Annotated in this window: 19 protein-coding genes; 14 read left to right on the top strand and 5 right to left on the bottom strand. The window is 66.0% G+C overall.

Annotated features, from left to right (window positions below; all coding sequences use genetic code 11):
* Positions 1-16: 16 nt before the first annotated feature.
* A complete protein-coding gene (locus ELY19_RS17735; RefSeq protein ID WP_126197404.1) occupies positions 17-1,324 on the top strand; it encodes a KasA/KasB family beta-ketoacyl-ACP synthase in 1,308 nt (435 codons plus the stop codon).
* A 62-nt stretch (positions 1,325-1,386) separates the two neighbouring features.
* Here ELY19_RS17735 and ELY19_RS17730 read toward each other — a convergent pair whose 3' ends face one another.
* Positions 1,387-1,899: a TetR/AcrR family transcriptional regulator gene (locus ELY19_RS17730; RefSeq protein WP_227966928.1), complete on the bottom strand. Its 513-nt coding sequence runs from the start codon at positions 1,897-1,899 to the stop codon at positions 1,387-1,389.
* Positions 1,900-1,924: 25 nt separating this feature from the next.
* Here ELY19_RS17730 and ELY19_RS17725 point away from each other — a divergent pair, with 25 nt between their 5' ends.
* Positions 1,925-2,647: a lysophospholipid acyltransferase family protein gene (locus ELY19_RS17725; RefSeq protein ID WP_227966927.1), complete on the top strand. Its 723-nt coding sequence runs from the start codon at positions 1,925-1,927 to the stop codon at positions 2,645-2,647.
* Positions 2,648-2,677: 30 nt separating this feature from the next.
* On the opposite strand, the gene ELY19_RS17720 is transcribed toward ELY19_RS17725, so the two are convergent.
* Positions 2,678-3,544 carry an alpha/beta fold hydrolase gene (locus tag ELY19_RS17720; RefSeq protein ID WP_126197403.1) on the bottom strand — a complete coding sequence of 289 codons (867 nt, stop codon included), beginning with the start codon at positions 3,542-3,544 and terminating at the stop codon, positions 2,678-2,680.
* Between the two features lie 67 nt (positions 3,545-3,611).
* Between ELY19_RS17720 and ELY19_RS17715 the strand changes: the two genes are divergently transcribed.
* On the top strand, positions 3,612-4,214 hold the full coding sequence (locus ELY19_RS17715; protein WP_227966925.1) for a TetR/AcrR family transcriptional regulator: 603 nt from the start codon (positions 3,612-3,614) through the stop codon (positions 4,212-4,214).
* Between the two features lie 161 nt (positions 4,215-4,375).
* On the top strand, positions 4,376-6,274 hold the full coding sequence (locus tag ELY19_RS17710; protein WP_126197402.1) for a DNA/RNA non-specific endonuclease: 1,899 nt from the start codon (positions 4,376-4,378) through the stop codon (positions 6,272-6,274).
* Positions 6,275-6,998: 724 nt separating this feature from the next.
* Here the strand turns inward: ELY19_RS17710 and ELY19_RS17705 are convergent.
* Complete coding sequence (locus ELY19_RS17705; RefSeq protein ID WP_126197401.1) at positions 6,999-7,811, bottom strand: hypothetical protein; 813 nt, start codon at positions 7,809-7,811, stop codon at positions 6,999-7,001.
* A gap of 64 nt (positions 7,812-7,875) precedes the next feature.
* On the opposite strand from ELY19_RS17705, the gene ELY19_RS17700 reads away from it, so the two are divergent.
* Together ELY19_RS17700 and ELY19_RS17695 are read left to right on the top strand one after the other, a co-directional pair.
* Positions 7,876-9,435: a hypothetical protein gene (locus ELY19_RS17700; protein WP_126197400.1), complete on the top strand. Its 1,560-nt coding sequence runs from the start codon at positions 7,876-7,878 to the stop codon at positions 9,433-9,435.
* Positions 9,436-9,861: 426 nt separating this feature from the next.
* Positions 9,862-10,113 (top strand): hypothetical protein, encoded by a 252-nt coding sequence (locus ELY19_RS17695; RefSeq protein WP_126195759.1) that lies wholly within the window; start codon positions 9,862-9,864, stop codon positions 10,111-10,113.
* Here ELY19_RS17695 and istB read toward each other — a convergent pair.
* Positions 10,110-10,937 (bottom strand): IS21-like element helper ATPase IstB, encoded by an 828-nt coding sequence (istB, locus tag ELY19_RS17690; protein WP_068526535.1) that lies wholly within the window; start codon positions 10,935-10,937, stop codon positions 10,110-10,112. The genes ELY19_RS17695 and istB overlap by 4 nt on opposite strands.
* Positions 10,934-12,691: an IS21 family transposase gene (istA, locus tag ELY19_RS17685; RefSeq protein ID WP_227967292.1), complete on the bottom strand. Its 1,758-nt coding sequence runs from the start codon at positions 12,689-12,691 to the stop codon at positions 10,934-10,936. Before istA ends, istB begins: the two co-directional genes overlap by 4 nt.
* A gap of 302 nt (positions 12,692-12,993) precedes the next feature.
* On the opposite strand from istA, the gene ELY19_RS17680 reads away from it, so the two are divergent.
* From ELY19_RS17680 to ELY19_RS17645, 8 genes are all read left to right on the top strand, one after another.
* Positions 12,994-13,989, top strand: a complete 996-nt coding sequence (locus ELY19_RS17680) for a hypothetical protein (RefSeq protein ID WP_126197399.1) — start codon at positions 12,994-12,996, stop codon at positions 13,987-13,989.
* Positions 13,986-14,648 (top strand): hypothetical protein, encoded by a 663-nt coding sequence (locus tag ELY19_RS23640; RefSeq protein ID WP_197715919.1) that lies wholly within the window; start codon positions 13,986-13,988, stop codon positions 14,646-14,648. Before ELY19_RS17680 ends, ELY19_RS23640 begins: the two co-directional genes overlap by 4 nt.
* 35 nt (positions 14,649-14,683) lie before the next feature.
* Entirely contained in the window at positions 14,684-15,781 is a 1,098-nt protein-coding gene (locus ELY19_RS17670) for an IS630 family transposase (RefSeq protein WP_126194392.1), read from the top strand.
* A 34-nt stretch (positions 15,782-15,815) separates the two neighbouring features.
* Positions 15,816-17,147, top strand: coding sequence for an FtsK/SpoIIIE domain-containing protein (locus tag ELY19_RS17665; RefSeq protein WP_164711640.1), 1,332 nt, complete (start codon positions 15,816-15,818; stop codon positions 17,145-17,147).
* Complete coding sequence (locus ELY19_RS17660; RefSeq protein WP_126197397.1) at positions 17,147-17,539, top strand: hypothetical protein; 393 nt, start codon at positions 17,147-17,149, stop codon at positions 17,537-17,539. Before ELY19_RS17665 ends, ELY19_RS17660 begins: the two co-directional genes overlap by 1 nt.
* Before the next feature lie 161 nt (positions 17,540-17,700).
* Entirely contained in the window at positions 17,701-18,051 is a 351-nt protein-coding gene (locus ELY19_RS17655) for a hypothetical protein (protein ID WP_126197396.1), read from the top strand.
* Complete coding sequence (locus ELY19_RS17650) at positions 18,051-18,617, top strand: hypothetical protein (protein WP_126197395.1); 567 nt, start codon at positions 18,051-18,053, stop codon at positions 18,615-18,617. The genes ELY19_RS17655 and ELY19_RS17650 overlap by 1 nt, the downstream gene beginning before the upstream one ends.
* Before the next feature lie 5 nt (positions 18,618-18,622).
* Positions 18,623-19,063 (top strand): helix-turn-helix domain-containing protein, encoded by a 441-nt coding sequence (locus tag ELY19_RS17645; protein ID WP_164711639.1) that lies wholly within the window; start codon positions 18,623-18,625, stop codon positions 19,061-19,063.
* Positions 19,064-19,110: the final 47 nt, after the last annotated feature.

The raw sequence follows: 19,110 nt of genomic DNA, 5'->3' as shown, positions 1-19,110 counted from the left end.
CTGTTTCATGGAGGGCATGGCAGACATCCGGAGTTTCAGCACGCTCGGCGGGCAGTTCCCCAACGTCGTGGTCACCGCGATCGAGATGACCACCTCGATCGGCACCGACACCGAGTCCACATGGGCGGGCCTTCTGGCCGGCAAGAGCGGCATTCGCGAGCTCAAGGGCGACTTCATCGGCGTCGACATCGCCGACCTCCCGGTCCGCTTCGGCGGACAGTTGCTCGAGGACCCCACCTCCGAGGTGCCCGAGCGTCCGGACCGCAAGTACGCGGGCGACATCAGCAAGCAGCACGTCAGCAAGCGCCGCATGTCCTACGTCGAGCAGGCCGCGCACGTGATCACCAAGCGCCTGTGGGATAACGCGGGCCGCCCGGATGTCGATCCGACCCGCCTCGCCGCGGTCGTCGGCACCGGCCTCGGCGGCGGCGAGTCGATGGTCGAGGCCGTCGACGCGCTCCGCGATCACGGCGTCCGCAAGGTCTCTCCGTTCACCGTGCAGATGGCCATGCCGAACGGCGCCTGCGCCGTCTCCGCCCTGGAGATCGGCGCCCGGGCGGGCGCCATCGCCCCCGTCTCGGCCTGCTCGACCGGCAACGAGGCCATCGCCCACGCCTGGCGCCAGATCGTCCTGGGCGATGCCGACATCGCGGTCTGCGGCGGCATCGAGGGCCGGATCGACAGCCCCGTCATCGCCCCGTTCGCGATGATGCGCGCTCTCTCGACCCGCAACGACGATCCGCTGGCCGCGTCGCGCCCGTTCGACAAGGACCGCGACGGCTTCGTCTTCGGCGAGGCGCAGACGCTGATGATCATCGAGACCGAGGAGCACGCCCTCGCCCGCGGCGCGAAGCCCATCGCGCGCCTGCTCGGCGCCGGCATCACCTCCGACGGCTACCACATGGTCTCCCCCGACGTGGAGGGCGGCGGCGCCGCCCGCGCCATGAAGCGCGCCATGGAGACCGCCGGCCTGACGCGCGAGGATATCGACTACATCAACGCGCACGCCACCGCGACCCCGATCGGCGACACCGCCGAGGCCAAGGCCATCAACGCGGTCGTCGGCACCGACGCGGCGATCTACGCCCCGAAGGGCGCGCTGGGCCACTCGATCGGCGCCGTCGGCGCCCTCGAGGCCGCCCTGACGGTGCTGTCGCTGCGCGACGGCATCATCCCGCCGACCCTCAACCTGGACAACCAGGACCCCGAGATCGAGCTCGACGTGGTACACGGCGAGGCACGCAAGGGCGACTACAAGTACGCGCTGAACAACTCGTTCGGCTTCGGCGGCCACGACGTGGCGCTGGCCTTCGGCAAGTACTGAGTCGCAGCACTTCTCACGACGCCGCCCGCTCCTGATTCCCAGGGGCGGGCGGTGCCGTCCGTTCAGGCGGCCGCGAGGCGTTCGGCGACGGCACGGACGTAGCCCTCGTCCACGGTGATCCCCGCGGAGGCGATCGCCGCAGTACGGGCGAGGACGCAGAGACCGTGGATCGCCGACCAGAGTTCGATCGCGCGATCGATGCCGTCGAGGCGTTCCGCCAGCGCGTCGATCCAGGGTCGGGTGACTTCGCGGAGGTCTCCCCCGGCACCGCCGAGGAGATCGTGCCGGAAGATCAGATCAAACATGTGCGGGCGTTCCACGGAGAAGCGCCAGTACGCGACCGCCGCGTCGCCGACGCCGCGTGCCAGGGCCGGTGCCAGCGCGCGATCGAGGTCGTCGACCCCCTCCCTGGCGATGGCGGCGAGCAGTGCGGCGAGCGTCGGGAAATACCTCCGTGGGGCTCCGTGGGACAGCCCCGCCGCCGCCGCGACGGACCGGACCCCCACCGCAGCGATGCCGTCCGCGTCCACCATCGCCGTTCCGACCCGAATCAGGGTTTCGCGCGTCGCATCCACGTTGACAGTGTCTACGCCTTCGGGCATGCTGGCAAGCGCCGCCGTAGACAATGTCTACGAGATGGAGGAGGCTGCCGTGTTCTACGCCCTGTACAAGCACGTATTGATCGGTCCCGCGCTGCGCGCCGTGGTTCACGTCGAGACGGTCGGTGTCGAGAACATTCCTCGCCGCGGTCCGGTGATCCTGGCGGCGAACCACCTCGCGGAGGTCGACTCCCTGATCCTTCCTCTCGTAACGCCAAGGGAAATCGCCTTCCTGGCGAAGTCGGAGTACTTCACCGGCACCGGCATCCGCGGTCGACTATCGCGCTGGTTCTTCCAAACGGCGGGGCAGATCCCCGTCGACCGATCGGGTGGCGACACCGCCGCGCTGGACGCGGCGGTCGAGCACCTCCGACGGGGCGGCGCCTGGGGAATCTATCCCGAGGGCACTCGCTCCCCCGACGGACACCTCCACCGGGGACACACCGGACTGGCGCGGGTCGCCCAACAGGTGCCGGGCACACTCGTCGTACCGGTGGGATTGAGTGGCACGGACACCGTCAACCCGCCCGGCCCGCGACGATCGATCCGACGGGGTGGCGTGAGTGTGCGGTTCGGCGTACCGCTCGACATCGGCGGCCTCATCGACGAGCACGGGATCCGTGGCGCGACAGACCTGACAATGAGGGCGATAGGCGATCTCACGGGACAGCCGTACACGAACACCTACTCGCGTCGGCACCCGCATGATCACGGCTCCGCGTGAACTCCGAGCAGCGGCCACGATCCGGGACTCCTACGAGGGCGGGAATCGTCGCGCGATGGCCGCCGCGAAGCGACCCGGTGCGAACTCCTGAACTGCATGGCCGGCAGCGGCGATCTCCACAAACTCGATATCCGCGAAGTCCCGACGCACCTGCGGCAGATACGCATGCGGCCGGAACACCGGGTCGCGCATCCCCCAGATCGCGAGCGCGGGCTTCTGACCGAGAGCCGTGGGCACCGACCGCTCGAGCCGACCGAGAAAGGGTCGGGCGTCCCGGATCTCCTTGGGCATGACCGCCAAGGCGACGCGTGCTGCTGGGTTCGGCTGTACCCCGCGGTAGTGCTCGACCTCCCGGCGAGTGACCAACCGCCCCACCTCGGAGACCAGAACCCGGTCGATCATGAGATTCTTCTCGAGGATCTGTCGTTGCGCAAAACCGGAACTCATCGCTGCGCTGAACAGACGTTTCGAGAGTGCTCGATTCGGCCAGTACGTGGTGTTCGCAAGAACGACGCCACGCACTCGGTCGGCACGCTCCACCGCCGCGCCCAATGCGATCGGTCCACCCCAATCGTGTCCGACGACGACGAAGTCATTCAGGTCGAGCCGGTCCACCAGGCGACCGAGCACGCTCGACAGTGCAGGGATCGTGTAGCCGTACCCGTAGGGACGCTCCGATAGACCGAATCCGAGATTGTCGACGGCGATGCAGCGATATCGCACCCGGAGGACGGAGATGATTCGGCGGTACAGAAAACTCCAGGTCGGCGTCCCATGACAGAAGAGCAGGACAGGGCCTTGCCCCTCGTCCACGTAGTGCACTCTTCCGGCATCGGTCTCACACCACCGAGACTCGAAGGGGTACAGATCACGGTCGGGCAGGAATTCAACGAACATGCCACCTCTCCTCTCGCATGCTACAGGCGTAGCCGTCAAGCACACGCTACATCTGTAGCATGTGCTCATGCCCGACATGCCACCTCGATCACCGGCCGCGCACTACCGTCGAGACCTGGTCGCTCGGAGTGCGATCGGCATACTCGCGCAGGATGGCGTTCGCGCGTTGACCCATCGCGCAGTCGACGCGAGTGCCGGACTTCCGCCGGGATCGACCTCCCACATCGCGCGCACGCGCGAAGCGCTTCTGACATTGGTCGTGGACGCACTGGCTGAATCGACACTGGTCGACTCCGAACGAATCGCGACACGGCTGGACCACGATCCAGCCCCCCTGTCCGTTGACGAACTAGCCGACCATTTCGCAGCCCTCGTCGAAGCGCTCGCGTCTCGGCGCGACGATATGCGCGCGCGGTACGCACTGATCATCGAGTTGCATGACGCTCCGACGCTGCACGCGAAATTGACGACCGGTTCTGAGGTGCACGCGACAGCACGAAGAATCGCGATAGCAGCTCTGCGCCGCGCCGGGCTTCGCCACTCCGCCAGCGACGTGGACGAGCTACTCAGGCTCGTCGACTCGCTCACGTTCCATCGCTCGGCGATCGACGCGAACGCACCGGTCCGACCGATCATGCGCGCATACCTACACGGCTGCGCCGGAAGATAGCGGGCGCCTCCCGCGCACTCGCCCCAGCGCCTCATCTCTTCGGTCATCGCCGGGATCTTCCCACCCGGCAGCACCGCCGTTGCCGTTCACGCGCACAACGATCCGTCGTGCCCGGTCCGCTCGCCGAGCCACACGCGCGAATCTCACCTACCGTTGAAGTTATGGCCGGAAACAAACGGAAGCCCGCAGCACCGTCGACCCAGCAGGCCAAGGATGCGCCCCGCGCTTCCACGGAAGCGCTGCGCAGATACGTGCGCGCCCGCGCCTCCGACTTCCTCGCCGATCCGAATGTGACCTCGGTCGGCATCGGGCACAAGGTCGTCGACGGCAAGCCCACCGATACCGTCGCGGTGCAGTTCACCGTGCGCCGGAAGGTGGCGCCCGAGGCGCTCGAGAGCCTGGGCACCGCGTTGCTGCCGGAGTCGGTCGAGGTCGACGGCGTAGCGGTGCCCACGGATGTGCTCGAGCGCAGTTACGAGCTCTCGTACCGGATCGTCGCCGAACCCGAGGCGGCACCGGCCGAGGCCAAGGCTCGCCTGGACCCGATCCGCCCCGGCATCAGCGTCGGCAACGTCAAGGTCTCCGCCGGCACCATCGGCGCGATCGTCTACGACCGCACCGACGGCACCCCGCTGATCTTGTCGAACTGGCACGTCCTCAACGGCCCCGACGGCAAGGTCGGCGACACCGTCGTCCAGCCCGGCGCCTACGACGACGACCGGGTGGACGACAACCGGCTCGGGGTGCTGTACCGCTCCCACCTCGGGGTCGCCGGCGACTGTGCCGTCGCCACCATCGAGGACCGCGGCTACACCCCGGAACCGCTCGGGCTGACAGTCGCGCCGACCGAGCTCGGCGAACCCGAGCTCGGCGACAAGGTCGTCAAGAGCGGCCGCACCACCGGCGTCACCCACGGTCTCGTGCGCCGCATCGACGTCGTCGTCAAGATCGACTACGGCGGCAACGTCGGAGAGCGACAGGTCGGCGGCTTCGAGATCGGCCCCGACCCCAGAAACCCGGCCCCCGACAACGAGATCAGCATGGGCGGAGACTCCGGAGCCGTCTGGCTGTTCAAAGCCGCCAACGGCCGCCCCACAGGAGTCTTCGCAGGCCTCCACTTCGGCGGTGAGGCCACGGGCAGCCCGGACGAGCACGCGCTCGCCTGCCTCGGCACGTCCGTGTTCACCAAGCTCGGCATCACCCTCACGCCACCCGCCGGTGCCCCCGCCGCGCAGGCCGCCCCGGCGGCGCGGATCGGCGCCGGGTACGACCCCGACTTCCTCAGCACCGCGGTGCCCGTCCCCGCGGTGGATGCGAGCCTGGCCGACGACGCCGTGGAGGTCGACGGCAGCCCGATCATCGACTACACGCACTTCTCGCTGACGCAGAGCCGATCGCGGCGCCTCACCCGCTGGGTCGCCTGGAACATCGACGGCACCAGTCTGACGAGCATCGACCGCAGCGGTTCGAAGTTCGTCAAGGATCCGCGCCTCCCCGAGGACACGCAGGTCGGGAACGAGCTGTACTCCGGTAACCGCATCGACCGCGGACACGTCGCTCGCCGAGCAGACCTCACCTGGGGCAGCCCGTCCGAGGCCGAGCAGGCGAACACCGACTCGTTCTACTACACGAACATCTCCCCGCAGGTCGAGGACTTCAACCAGAGTGCCCGCCAAGGCATCTGGGGACTCATCGAGAACGCCGTCCTCACCGACACCGAGGCGGAGAACCTCAAGGTCAGCGTCTTCGGCGGGCCCGTCTTCGGCGACGACGACCGCACCTACCGGGGCGTCGCTCTTCCCCGCGAGTTCTTCAAGGTCGTCGCGTTCGTCGGCGACGGGAAGCTCGTTGCCCGTGGATTCCTGCTCACCCAGAACCTCGACCGGCTCGAGGCCCTCGACCTCGACGAGTTCCGCGCCTACCAAGTGAGTCTGCCGACGATCGAGGAACGGACCAAGCTGCGCTTCCCGGACCAGCTGCACACCGGCGACACCTACGCGGCGCCGGAGAGCCTCGCCGACCACTCACCGCTGGCGAGCGTCAGCGACATCATCTGGTGATGCGGTAGTGCCCCCGGTGAGACTCGAACTCTTTCGTCAACGCAGTCAGTAATCGCCAGGAGGCAATGAGCTGCGACGATGACAGACCTGAGTCGACATAGATCGACACCAACCGACGCGAATCCGTGCTCATTTCGTGCTCACGGACGGCCCCCGATTGCCGAGTGGTCCACGAAACCGCTTTTGCGGACTGAGCCCGCTCCTACCGGCTCTGAACTGCGGGTCTACACATTGAAGCGGAACTACGTCCTGGGCGTTTGATTACGCCGGGAACGTTGGACGCGTTGGATTCCTGCATGTCAGGCCGTTGGTGACATTGGCGAGCGACGAGCCGCACCGGAGCTACTGCGGACTGACTGCGGACTGCAAGATGAAATACTGCCCGCGTCCACCCCACCCGGTCGTAGCGTTGCCGGATGCGCCGCGATCAACCGCCACCCCCGCCGATGACTTGGCGGACGAAGTGTTCCTCTCCCTGAAGCGACACGTGATGATGGCACGGCTAGCGCCAGCGGGAGGCGGCACATTCTTCACGGTGAACAAGATGCAGCAAGCTCTGTCCACCGCCCGTCATCAGCCGATCTTCCTCGATCTCCGGACGCTGCCTTCGCGGCAAGTCGTGGAGCACCCGAAGCGGCTCCACGACAGGCGGTGCAGGAGTGGCCACACAGCCCGGTCATCCAGCTATTCGGGCGGTAACGCGCTTCCGTGTCCAGGGCAGAGATCATGGCCTGTAGTCAAGGCTCTCAGCGTCGGCAAAGGTACCGTCCGGTCGCGGATAGGCAGCGACAATTTGATCGCCCTCGCGCCCCCTCGGTCCGCCGAACCAGAACCCTGAAGCATCTGGGAATCTCTGATGAATCCTTCGTACTTGCACTCCAACGAATGACTCGGTCCCCCGTAGTTGGATTACACGGAGTTCGATGGACCTCGACTGACCCGCGGGTGTCGTCCCGCACAGCCGTATTCGACTGTCGCCAGTACCTTCATGGATGCCTCCTCGCCACTCCTTGGATAGTAGCCATCCCTCCAGCGAGTAGCCGTTAGCGGTTCCGGGGGTACACGATTGGAAGTCCATATCTGCTATGCGGAATACGAGATCAGACTTCCGCAGGGCGTCTACTTCTGAGTAGTCACCGAGGCCCCAGGCGGACAGACCAAAGGCGGGGCCGGTCGTAACCCCTACATCAATCGGCACTGAGAAGACGCCGATCCCCCTCGGGAGGCCGAGCACGTTGATACCGGAGCGGATCGTCCCCTTGGATTCGCTGCTGAACTGCACGAGTCCGTCCCTGTGGTGCGACAGCTTGACGTGGTCGGATGCCGTGTAGTGAACAGCATCTTCGACTGATGCCCACTTACCGTTCTGAGGACCGTAACCAAGTCCGATCGGGATCTTGAAGAGCCAGCCTTCCCGCGCGCTGTGGTATGGGCAGATCACCGAGTACCCACCGTCAGCAAGGATCTGGATCTTGCACAGGGCGCGCAACGCTCCGTCAGCATCCTCGATCACGACCCGGTGTCCAGAACTGCCCATGCCTGGATCGTGCCAGAGGATCGAATGTGCCTCGCACCTACCGTTCGCTTGCGATCATTTCCGCATGGTCGTCATCCCCGAGGGGCAACCGAACTACCGGTTCATGAGGTACGTCCGCCCGCCGACAGGTAAGCGAGCCGAACACACCCCGCTCTTCCCGCTGCGACCCGCAACTCGCCCTGTGCGGCTCGGGATCGACGTCGCGACGGTCCCGACACCTCCAGACGGCTACCTGCCTGAGCTGCTTACGCGCGACGAGGTCGAGCCGTATCTCCTGGTTCAGAACGAAGACGAAGTGCCCTGCGAATGGTTGACATTGCTCCCCTCTGCGGTGGTCGCACGCATCACGTACACCTCCGTGGACGACAGTGAGCGGCTGCTCGACACCTCGCGCGTGCCTGTGACGCTGAACCAGGACGGAAAGGTGTTCTGTTGGACGAGTGGGCACTTCTTCGGGGTGTACTCCCAGTTGGATGAGAGCGATATGCCAGACGGGGTACCGGCGATCCCACTGGGCGACCGACACCGCGCCGCGGCTTACGCAGCCGGAGCAGGCGCGGTACAGATCGACGTCATCGTTACCAACGCCGTTACAGCCGGGCGCGCCGACGTCCAGGACAACGACATCGTGCTCGCCGTGCGCCCGGATGAAGCGGTCGCAGTGATCGGGCACTACTTCCGCGTGAAGCACAACCCGGTGACCCGCGTGGAACGCGGGACGAATAGCTGGGGAGAGTGGACGCGCACGACGCAGTCTCGCTCCGTTCACGACCTCTACAGGGACGGAGTGATCAGCGGACTGCGCTACTTTCATCTACTTAAGATCATCGCGGGGTGCATGCTTCAGTTCGCCACGGTCGAGGCACTCGAAACTGTCGAGATCAGACTGTGCCGAGCTGTCCGAGCGTTCGACGGCCTCCTGGCCGCACTCTCGAACGGGCAGGACGGGCAGAACCAAGTCGACGTCACTGAGGCGACATCGGAGGCGCTCGACCGTGAGTTGCTGTACCTATCGGCGGCGTTTGACATGTTTGGCAGGCTCTACGAGCATCTACTCAACCCGAGCGTGGAGCTCGGAAAGTCCCGGCAGTCACTCGATTCCGCAGCATTCATCGATAAGCACGTTCGACCCAACTATGACGCGAGTCTTCTCGTCGATGTGGAACGCCTACAGAAGTACGCGTGGATCGCGAAGCAACTGCGCAACAGGGTGCACGGGGGTGTCCTACCCGCGGGAGCATGGCTCGCGCGTTCCTACGGATCCACCAAGCTGGTCGCGATCGAGTTGGGGAAGGTACCCGATCTCCTACCGAACTCAAGCAACGGACTGACGCAACAGCACTACGACGACTTGGGGGCCTATCGGGCGATGCCTGAACGTGCGTTCGGGCCGAGCACGCTCGTCGCCGACGTCCCGACGCTCGGCCTGAGTCTCCTACGTTGCGCGCTCGGTTATGTCGATGCATTCTCGCGTGTCATTCTGTGCAACAAGCCGAATGCTGCGGAGGGGTACAACGGGCTACTCGGAAGCGCGTTGGCCCAGCCGGGCGACGAGAATATCCCCGAGCCTCCCGAGGCGCTGCACCACCGCGCACTGTTCGGCTGGCACCCGACGCTCGACTGAGCCCTAACTACTTGTCGACGAAGACACCTGGACGTGCGGCGGCTCGACACCTCGCGCGGTCGGAGAGTGACACCAAGCCGTGGCTGTGATGTTTCTCACAGTTCCGGCCTGGATTGGGTTTTGTCCGAATTTTTGTAGGACCGGTTGTAGTTCTCGTGACCCTGCCTGGGCGTGACGCCGGCCCGGTTGTCACGTCCTTCGCTGTAGGATTTCTGCCCATCATCATCGCAGGTCAGATGATGTTCTGGCCTTGCTATGTGTCCCCGGGGCCCACATCATCGGTGGCATGACCTCCCCCCAGAACGCGCCGTGGCGGCGGGCCCACTCCACTCTCCTAATCTGGCTATGTCAAGTTGATCTGGCCCCGGTAGGGCGGTTTCATTCGGCCCCACCTGAGTGGGGCCCTGAGCCGCTAGAGTCCGGGGTGTGGATGGGCGGCCGCGGGTGCGCAGTGTGGTTGCGCCGACTGGTTGGGATCGCGAGTCGGTGCGTGCGTATGCCGAGTTCGTGATCGCGCGTGATGATCAGCTCGGTGATCAGGTATCGGTCCGGGTGAAGATTAAAGACGGGGAGCGACTGCCGAACCTGACGACCCGGTGGACCGTGGTTTATGTCACTCACCAGAACCGGGCCTTGCGCCGGCATCTGTCGGTAGTCAAGGACGAACGCCGCGCTTAGCCCGCGGTAGCTGCTGCTTCGGTGTGAGCCAGGCGGTAGCTGTGAGTGCCGGTTTCGATGATGGTGCCGCGGTAGGTGAGCCGGTCGACGATCGCGGCGCAGAGTCGTGGGTCGGTGAAGGTGTCAGTCCAGCCGGAGAAGGACTGGTTGGAAGCGATCGCGACGCTGTTCTTCTCTTCGCGTTCGGTGAGGACTTGGAAGAGCAGTTCGGCGCCGCGGCGATCGAGTTCCATGTAGCCGAGCTCGTCGATGATGAGCAGGTCAACGCGGCCGTAGCGGTTGATGGTCTTCGCGAGCTGCTTCTCGTCAGCGGCCTCGACCAGCTCGTTCACTAGTTTGGTGGCGAGGGTGTAGCGGACTCTAAAGCCTTGCTCGGCGGCAGCGGTTCCCAATCCGATCAGCAGATGGGATTTGCCGGTTCCGGAGTCGCCGATGAGGCAGAGCGGCAGTCCGTGGCGGATCCAGTCGCCGGTGGCGAGCTGGTGGATGGTGGCGGGTTCGATGTCGGGGTTGGCGTCGAAGTCGAAGTCCGCCAGCCACTTCTCCCGCGGGAACCCCGCGGCTTTGACGCGGCGAACAGTGGAGCGGCGGTCCCGGTCGTCGACTTCGGCGAGCAGGAGTTCGGCGAGGAACCCCTGGTAGGACAATTGCTGCTTGGCGGCGGCGGTGAGGTGCTGGTCGATCATCGACCGCACTGTCGGCAGGCGTAGGCGCCGGCAGGCCTGGTCAACGGCGGCGAGGGCGGCTTCTTCGGTGAGGCCGCCCCGGCGGCGCAACGACGGGGCCAGCGCATTCGTCTGGTTCTTATTGGCGGTTGCGGTCATAGCCGGGTGGGCCTTTCAATCGGTGGTGGGTCCAGCGACTCAATCGGTGGTGGGTCCAGCGACGCAGGTAGCGCGTCGGAGGCAGTGCGTCGCCGGTGCTGCGGGAGCAGGCGGTCGTAGGCCGTAACGCTGGGCAGCGGTCGCCGGTCGGGTGGCAGGCCGGCGATCACCGCCGCGGGGTCTGCGAGCCGTCGTTGGGTGAGGCTGACAACTCGTTGCTCGCGTCGTTCGGCATGGCGATCGAGATGACGGCCAGCGTTGGCCCCACCTGTCTGGTCGGCAGCGACCGAGGCGTGCGCGAGCAGGCGGGCTTCGGCGCGGCGAGCCTCAACGGCGACGACCTCGGCGCTCACCGCCCCGACCCGCAATGCAGCATCGATGCCGGCGATCACCGCCGCGGCGGGCAGGCTGCGGTGCAGCAGCAGGACGTCGATCAGCTCGCTGGTGCCGTCGGTGTCGCCGTTGACTCGTCGGGCGGCGGCCCAGAACGCATCATGGCTGGCGGTGAACACCCCGGCAGCGCGGGCCTGCGCCAACGCCGTTGATCCCGGCAGGGCACCGGGTTTGAACTTGAGCACCTCGAGGTAGTGGTCGAGGTCGATCTTCGCGGTGCCGCGGCCGGCGACCCGTGGATGCCGCGCGACCAGGGTCCGGCCGTCGTAGACCAGCAGCTGGGAGGCTTGTAGTGAGACGCGGACTCGGCGGCCGATCAGGTGCGCCGGCACCGAATACTTCACCATCCGAACGGTGATCATCGCCGACCGATCGACCCGTGGTGTGAGGATCAGGCCCGGGTCGAAATCCTCCACCGGCAGCGGCGCGAGCGCTGCTCGGTCGTGCTCGTAGTCCTGGCCGATGGTGCGCAGTCGTCCGTCGATCCGGCGGCCCTCGTCGCGGTCCTCCCAGGCTTTGATCTGCTCGTTGAGCTCATCGAGGGACTCGACCTGCGGCATTGGGGTCAGCCGGTTGCGGCGGAACCATCCGACCTCGCCTTCAACGCCGCCCTTCTCGTGCGCCCCGGCGATGCCGGGCTGGCAGTAGAACGGATCGAATCCGTAGTGCGAGTGAAACAACGTCCACCGCGGGTTCTCCTGTCGCCGCCGGTCTCCGCCCTGCAGGACCGCGACCACCGCCGAGGTGAGATTGTCGTAGCGGATATGCCGGGTCGGGACCCCGCCGAGCTCGCGGAACGCCTCGACGTGCCCTTCGAGGAACGCTTCCTGCCCGCCGGTCGGATAGACCCGGTGAATGGCCTTGCCCGAGTGCGAGAGCCGGTAGACGAACATGTGGCACTTGGTCTTCACCCCGCCCAGGATCACCCAGACCTCGCCGAAGTCGACCTCCGCCTCCGCCCCGGATGCGTGGTCCTGGGCGATGAACACCTCCCGGCGGCGGCCGGCCTCCACCTCGATCTGCGCCCGCCGGACCCGCACGTAGTCCCGCACCGTCGAATACGACAACTCGACCGCATCGTGCTCGATCGCCAGGCGTTCCCGGATCCGCGTCGCGGTGTGCCGCTGCTTACGCGGAGCATCCAGATCCGACCGCAACATCTCATCAATCGCCGCCTTGAACCGGTCCAACCGCGGCGACGACCGCTCCGGCGTCTTCCGCGGCGGCGGCTCCGCCGATGACAACGCCTGCCGCACCGTCCTCCGGTGCACGCCATGCTTGCGAGCCAACGCCCGGATACTCATGCCCTCGACCCGGGCGTCCCGCCGGATCTGCGCGAACAGCTCCACCTTCGATCCCATCATTGGCCACCACCTGCTTCGGCTCGGAAACGATGTTCACGAGCAACCATCAGGTGGGGCCAGATCAAACCGTCGCAACACCACCGGCGAGTCGCAAACGGGGCCAGGTCTAGCCGTCGAGCCGGGGCCTCTTCAAGCTGTCATAGCCACTCCTAATCGCCGCCATCGCGCTCGGCGGGCTGGTTCTGGGCGGCTGCTCGGCCTCTCAGAACCAGCCCTCCACCCCCGCGCCGACCACTTCATCTGCCGCCTGCGACAGCCCGCGCGGACTCGCGTGCTCGGCCGCGGAGATCGACAAGATCATGAATGAGGCGGAGGCCGACTATCGGTCGTCGCCGAAGGCGAAGTCGCGCGCGTTCAAGGAGCCCCGCGTGCTCATTCCCGCGCTGGCGGGCGGCCTACTTGTCCTCATCGCCGCGATGGGCTTGATCAACAACTCGGCGGTTCCTCCCGGTCGTGATCCGGCGGGGCCCGCGGCGCGGTTGGCGGTCGCGAAGGCTCGCCGGGAGCGGGCCGGGTCGGTCGCTTTCGGCGTGCTCGGTGGGGCTCTCCTACTGGCTGGTCTTGGCGTACCGCTCGGTGGCCTGGCGACCTCGGAACAGGTCTCCATCGTGGTCGTGGGCGCGGCGGTTGCATGGTTCGCGCGAAGGTCTGCGAAGCGGCTCGACTGGCCGGTCGCGGGCTACCAGCTCGCTGAGGCTGATTATCAGCACGCCGTCCACGAGCGGCTCACTCAGGCCGAGTCCGCTCACCGTGCGCGGTACGCAGATCTCGCTTCGATCGGCGCGGAGATTCCGCCGTTCGATCCCACTTCGGTGTGCGTGAGCGAGCCGCATCTGACGACCGAGGAGGCGGTCGCACTCGCGAAGAATCAGGCTGTGACCGGCGGGTTCTCCGCGCCCGAGGGCAGCGCACTCGCCGCCGTTGCCGACGAGTCGGGGGGACCGTCCATCGCGAATGCGCGGCTGCACAAGGTTTGCAAGGACTTCCGGTGGGTCACCTATACCAACAACCAGGTCACCGGTGAGCCGGTCCCGAGCTACTGGCTGGACGTCGTCCGGATCGAGCCGCTCGGTGAGGGTGACGCGCGGATCGTCATCGCCGCCGCGCATGCCTCCGTTGGCGAGGAAGAACTCACCAAGAAGCTGGCCGCCTTGCTCAAGGCGTGGAAGGTCCGCGCGGCGATGCCGCCGATCGTGCAGCGCGATCACTCAAGTGGCTTGCTGCACGTCACGGTGACGAATAATTCCGCCGCCGCGAGCCAGGACGACGAGGACGGCGCGGTGGTGTGGAAATGAGCAATCCACTTGCACGGCTTACCGGCGTCCCGAAGGTCGTCGATGCGCCTGAGCCCGCACCGCCGGAACGGAAGCCCGCGCGTCGTCCGAAGGCCGAGGAGACCGCGCCGGTCAAGCCGGTCAAGCCGGTCGAGCCGGTCGAGCCGGTCGAGCCGACGACAGACGGTAAGGCCGCACAGAAGGCTCGCCTGCAGGCGGACGCCAACGAACTCATTGCGCTGGCTCGCGACGTCGAGGAAATCCACCTGCCGGTTCCCGAGCGAGGACAGGCAAAGCCGGAGGGAACCGTAGCCGAGCGCTGGGTCTCGATCTGGAACTGGCGGCTCACGCAGTCCGATTGGCTTACGTCGATTCACCTTCCCGCCGGGAGCTACGGGATTGCGAAGCTGATCGGCAGCTCAGAGCCGGGCTGGCGCGACATCCTCGTCGAGATCACGCTTCCCGTTGGTGGAACTGTCCACATCAAGGAGCTCGGCGATGCTGTCGCGCAGCAGTTTCGGACGCAGTATGAGATTCATCGCGCCGCCCGCCGAGGTTCGAACGGCGAGCTCGTGATCCTGCTGATCCGCAGACGAGCTGAAAATCTGACGGAGGGGTTCCCTCCGCCGGTGAGACGGTTCTATCTCGACGCGGACCATGCTAGTGGCGCGTGTCGTTAATCATTGAACAGTTTGGTGCCTGCGAGAATTGAGGCATGGCGAATCATCCTGCTCCGGCGTTGACGCTGCGCGATGGTGATCGGGAGGTGCTGGAGTCGTGGACCCGGTCCGCTTCGGTGCGGGCGTCCGCGGCCAAGCGGGCGCGGATCGTGTTGCTGGCCGCTGATGGTGAGTCGAATCAGCGGATCGCTGAGTTGGTCGATGCGAGCCGGACGACGGTGATCGCGTGGCGGGATCGGTATCTCGAGCGTGGCCTGGAGGGCCTGTCCGATCGGGTTCGGCCAGGCCGGCCGCGGGAGCTCGATCAGGATGCGATCATCGTCGCAACGCTCACGCCGCCGCCGAAAAGCCTTGGGGTGACGCATTGGTCGACGAGGCTGCTCGCCGCCCGGATCAAGGTGTCGCCGGCCGCGGTGGCGCGGGCGTGGCGCGCGTACGGGATCAAACCGTTCAAGGCCGAATCGTTCCGGTTCTCCACCGACCCCGAGCTGGTCGGCAAGGTCACCGACATCTGCGGCCTGTACTTGAACCCGCCTCAGAACGCGATCGTGCTGTGCGTGGATGAGAAGTCGCAGATCCAAGCCCTGGATCGGACGGTGCCGATCCTGCCGACCCAGCCCGGGAAGGTCGAACGCCGCTCCCATGACTACTACCGGCACGGCACCACCACCTTGTTCGCCGCCCTCGACATCGCGACCGGCAAGGTCACCGCCGCCCTCAAACCCAAGCACCGGCACCAGGAGTTCCTGGCGTTCCTGCGTCAGATCGAGCGGGCCTACCGCGACGTGCTCGACTCCGACGGCAACCCGGTCGAGCTGCACCTGGTGATGGACAACTACGCAGCTCACAAGCATGCGAACGTCAAGGCCTGGCTCGCCAAGCATCCCCGGATCGTCGTGCACTTCACCCCGACACACGCCTCCTGGATGAATCTCGTCGAGGCCTGGTTCGGGATCGTCGAACGACAGGCCATCCGGCGCGGCGTGTTCACCTCCGTCCAGGACCTCAACGCCAAGATCCGGGCGTTCATCGACGGCTGGAACCCGAGAGCACAGCCGTTCGTCTGGACCAAGACCGCCGAGCAGATCCTCGAGAAGGCGAACCGTCCAACAACTTCAAACCCGCGCCACTAGGGCGCGAACTTTCCACGCGGCGAACCTGACTCAGGTGACTAAAGGATCCGGCACTGCGCCCAAGGTTAAAGAGATTCGCAACGGGCACCGCGGTCCCGAGATCATTGTCGAACCTCTCTCTGGGCAGTCGATCGACGATTTCGTACGCGCGCGCGGAAAGCTCGCCACCGAGTTCAAGGCCCCAAACCTCGCGGTGGTCCCTAACGGCCATCTTGCGCGAATCGAACTGCGCACGCGCGAGGTGACGTTTCCGAAGGAAGCGCCTCTGTCTCCCACCCTGCTCGTACGTCCGCGTACCGAGGCAGAACGGATCGTCGCGGGACGTCAGATCGTGCTGCCCGTCGGCGTGACGGCGGACGGCGAGAGCATCTTTATCGAGCTCGCGAAGCGCCCTCATACAGTGATCACGGGGACGTCGGGCGCGGGTAAGTCCACGCTGCTCAAGTTGATGGTGTCCGCTCTCGGCCTCCAGGGCGCGAAGATTCTGCTCGGCGACTTCAAGGCTGGCGGCGACATGGACGAGCTCTACCGGAATCGTGTACCCGGCGTCGTCCACTTGAGCGCGAATCCGGCGTCGATCGCGCGCCTCATCCGCTGGTTCGCAGACGAGCTCGCACGACGTCAGGCCCTCATGCCGTTCTTTCTCGCCGAAGGGGTTGAGCCCGCCTGGGAGACGATTGTCGTCATCATCGACGAGTGGGGACAGGGCCTTGATGAGCTACTGAACAGCGGCTCGAAGGCGGACCAAATGGCGGCAAACGAGATGGTGAACCTGGTTAGCAAGATGTATGCCCAGGGACGATCCTTCGGGATGTTCATGACGATCTCGACCCAGCATGTGTACGCCTCCTCACTGCCCGGACGGATCACCGCCAACGCGGCGAACCGAATCATTGTCGGGCGCCCGAAGTCGGGAAGCGCCGGACACATCGAGCGGCTGTTCGCGGAAGCAGATCGAGACGACGCGCGGGCAGCCGCCGAGGGCATCACCGACGGTATGCAGGGCCGCGGGATCATCGCCGGACAGGAAGGGAAACCTGTTCAGTTCCAGGGCTTCTACAACGTCGATGATGCTGCTCAGAGGTTCAATGCGGCACTCGCCGGCACTCCGCGCCAGCGGCGATTCGGGTGGCAGTTTCCGACCGCGGGCGAGGGCTCGGATGGTGATTGGCTGTCCTGGTCTCTCTGGGGTGGCGCCCCGACGAAGCCGCTCCACACGGTCGCCGAGCTGCCGGTCATCGTGCTCGACGACGAGGACGGAAACCCGATCGAGGAGGCCCGGATGTACGACCCCACCGATCCCCTGTACGACCCCGGCGCGCCCCTCCTCAATGCGGGGCACATCAACCCTCAGAGGAGTGCATGATGCCTCGCAAAAACCCCGTCCTGAACCGCGCCGCCCGGGACCTACTTCCGCACCTCTGTGGACGGATCGTCACCGTCACTGCTGGCGCCCTCGGCCCGCTTCAGAAGGTCGCTGAGAGCACGCATCCGACCCTGCAGGAGGCGTATCAGGCGCTCGCCTCTCTGCGGGCCGCTCGCGGCGAAATTGAACGCGCCGAGCTGGAGCTCGTGGGGTGCCTAGCGATGGGCGGCATGGCCCAGATCCCGCTTGCGCGCGTCGTCGGAGTCAGGCGCGAAACGCTGTCGCAGAAGCTCGCCGCCGTGCCCTGGGCCACGGCCCGTCACGACTCGCTCGTCCGCGACGCGGACGCCCCGGGTGGGTGGATCGTCCGCCCCGGCGGCGATCGGCCGTGAGCGCGGATCTGGGGGCGTCTTCCGGCCCCGCCGAAAACGGCCCTACGCGCGTGCGCGCGAGTGGGTGTGTCCCGGAATCACATTCAGACCGAATTGTGAGCTCCGGGTTCCGTCCGATTTTCCCTGCATGAACTGAGTCAATCCACTACGAGAGGAACGGAATGAAGACGAACAGGTTTAAACTCACGAAAGAGCTGGAGGTGGCTGCCACCCGTTGGAGGTACCAACGACGCGCACTACCGGAGGCGAAGCAGTTCGCCGACGAGGCCGTCGAACTCGCTGCCGCGATCGAGGGCGGAAAGGGTGGGCAGCCCGTGCCGCGAATCGCTGCCGCACTGGACCGTTGGCGGCTCGCGATCCTGGCCGCACACGTGGACGAAATCGGCACTGCGCGGGGCAAGCGTGTTGCTGCGCTTCTCGCTGAGATTCGCGAGCTGGAACGGGTCACGATCGGTACGCCTGATCGCGCCGCAGAATTCGCGCCGACGGTCCCCGATTCGGAGGTCATCTGATGGCGAACCCGTTCGCGCAGATCTTCTGGAATGCGCCCGCAGAACTCGAAGTGCTCAGCGAACGTGAGGATTCTGCTCGCGTGCCGCTTCCGCCCAGGCTCGCGTACCGCGGTCGCTGGTCTGGGAATCAGGACGCCTCCGAGACGTACTGGCAGGCGACCGTTTACCGGTCGAGTGCGCCGCACGGAGAGGTCGTTGTCGGGCGCAAGGTCCAGGTCGACCCGGACACGTCGGTGATTGAGTTTCGCGAGTTGGTCCGACGCGAGCGACGGAAGCTGCTGGTGCGTAGCTGGATCGCATATCTGACTCCGAAGTCGACCCTCGGACGACGGACGCTCGTTGCCGCGATCGGGTGCCTCATATGGCTTCTCATCGTGCTGATCGCGGGGACGGTTCATGGGTCAGACGCGACCGCGACCTCCGATCGCACGGTCGTCGATTCCGGTGGCGCACGGCCGAATCAGACGACCGGCGTTCCTGGTAGCGAACCACTTCCACCTGCGGGGACCGTCGCGCCCGCTCCCGGACAGTGGATCGTGCCCCCGGGCGCGAGCTGGGCAGGATGACGTCGATGTCTGAAACCCTTGATGTCGAGCAGGCAGCGTCCCGCCTCGGGATGTCGCGCGCCGCCGTCACTCGGCGAGTCAACGCCGGAGAGATCACCGCGACGCGGGTTGGGAACGATATTCGCATCGCGGCGGCGGAGGTTGAGCGATACCGGCAGTCGCTGATGATTGCTATGGCGCGCGAGGACCAAGACGGCATCGACGACGACCTGACGAACATGCCACGGGAACTGACGACCACGGAAGCTGCCCGACAGCTCGGGGTAACGCGCCCGACGGTGATGAAGTGGATCAAGGACGGCAGCCTCGCGGCGCACATGGTCGGCAGCCATCACAGGGTCCTCGCAAAGGACGTCATGGAATTCGTCGAGGAGCGACGTGAGGAGCAGCTGCGCGCTTTCGAGAGGCTGCGTGAAGCCGATGAAGCCCTTGGGCTGGACAACTGAACCCCAGCTGCACATGTCGCTTTGGGGTCCACTCCATCGAAACATCC

Origin of the sequence: Tsukamurella paurometabola (assembly GCF_900631615.1) — a bacterium.
GTDB lineage: Bacteria > Actinomycetota > Actinomycetes > Mycobacteriales > Mycobacteriaceae > Tsukamurella > Tsukamurella paurometabola_A.
The sequence above is the reverse complement of the archived record's forward strand: the minus strand, read 5'-3'. Positions and strand labels throughout refer to the sequence as shown.

Bases quoted from the DNA above. Each gene is read 5' to 3' on its own strand.
- ELY19_RS17645 (WP_164711639.1), top strand. From the start codon at position 18,623: ATGTCTGAAACCCTTGATGTCGAGCAGGCAGCGTCCCGCCTCGGGATG.
- ELY19_RS17715 (WP_227966925.1), top strand. From the start codon at position 3,612: ATGCCCGACATGCCACCTCGATCACCGGCCGCGCACTACCGTCGAGAC.
- ELY19_RS17710 (WP_126197402.1), top strand. From the start codon at position 4,376: ATGGCCGGAAACAAACGGAAGCCCGCAGCACCGTCGACCCAGCAGGCC.
- ELY19_RS17725 (WP_227966927.1), top strand. From the start codon at position 1,925: ATGCTGGCAAGCGCCGCCGTAGACAATGTCTACGAGATGGAGGAGGCT.
- ELY19_RS17660 (WP_126197397.1), top strand. From the start codon at position 17,147: ATGCCTCGCAAAAACCCCGTCCTGAACCGCGCCGCCCGGGACCTACTT.
- istB (WP_068526535.1), bottom strand. From the start codon at position 10,937: ATGACCGCAACCGCCAATAAGAACCAGACGAATGCGCTGGCCCCGTCG.
- ELY19_RS17705 (WP_126197401.1), bottom strand. From the start codon at position 7,811: ATGGGCAGTTCTGGACACCGGGTCGTGATCGAGGATGCTGACGGAGCG.
- ELY19_RS17720 (WP_126197403.1), bottom strand. From the start codon at position 3,544: ATGTTCGTTGAATTCCTGCCCGACCGTGATCTGTACCCCTTCGAGTCT.
- ELY19_RS17700 (WP_126197400.1), top strand. From the start codon at position 7,876: ATGGTCGTCATCCCCGAGGGGCAACCGAACTACCGGTTCATGAGGTAC.
- ELY19_RS17735 (WP_126197404.1), top strand. From the start codon at position 17: ATGGCAGACATCCGGAGTTTCAGCACGCTCGGCGGGCAGTTCCCCAAC.
- ELY19_RS17650 (WP_126197395.1), top strand. From the start codon at position 18,051: ATGGCGAACCCGTTCGCGCAGATCTTCTGGAATGCGCCCGCAGAACTC.
- ELY19_RS17655 (WP_126197396.1), top strand. From the start codon at position 17,701: ATGAAGACGAACAGGTTTAAACTCACGAAAGAGCTGGAGGTGGCTGCC.
- ELY19_RS23640 (WP_197715919.1), top strand. From the start codon at position 13,986: ATGAGCAATCCACTTGCACGGCTTACCGGCGTCCCGAAGGTCGTCGAT.
- ELY19_RS17670 (WP_126194392.1), top strand. From the start codon at position 14,684: ATGGCGAATCATCCTGCTCCGGCGTTGACGCTGCGCGATGGTGATCGG.
- ELY19_RS17680 (WP_126197399.1), top strand. From the start codon at position 12,994: ATGAATGAGGCGGAGGCCGACTATCGGTCGTCGCCGAAGGCGAAGTCG.
- istA (WP_227967292.1), bottom strand. From the start codon at position 12,691: ATGGGATCGAAGGTGGAGCTGTTCGCGCAGATCCGGCGGGACGCCCGG.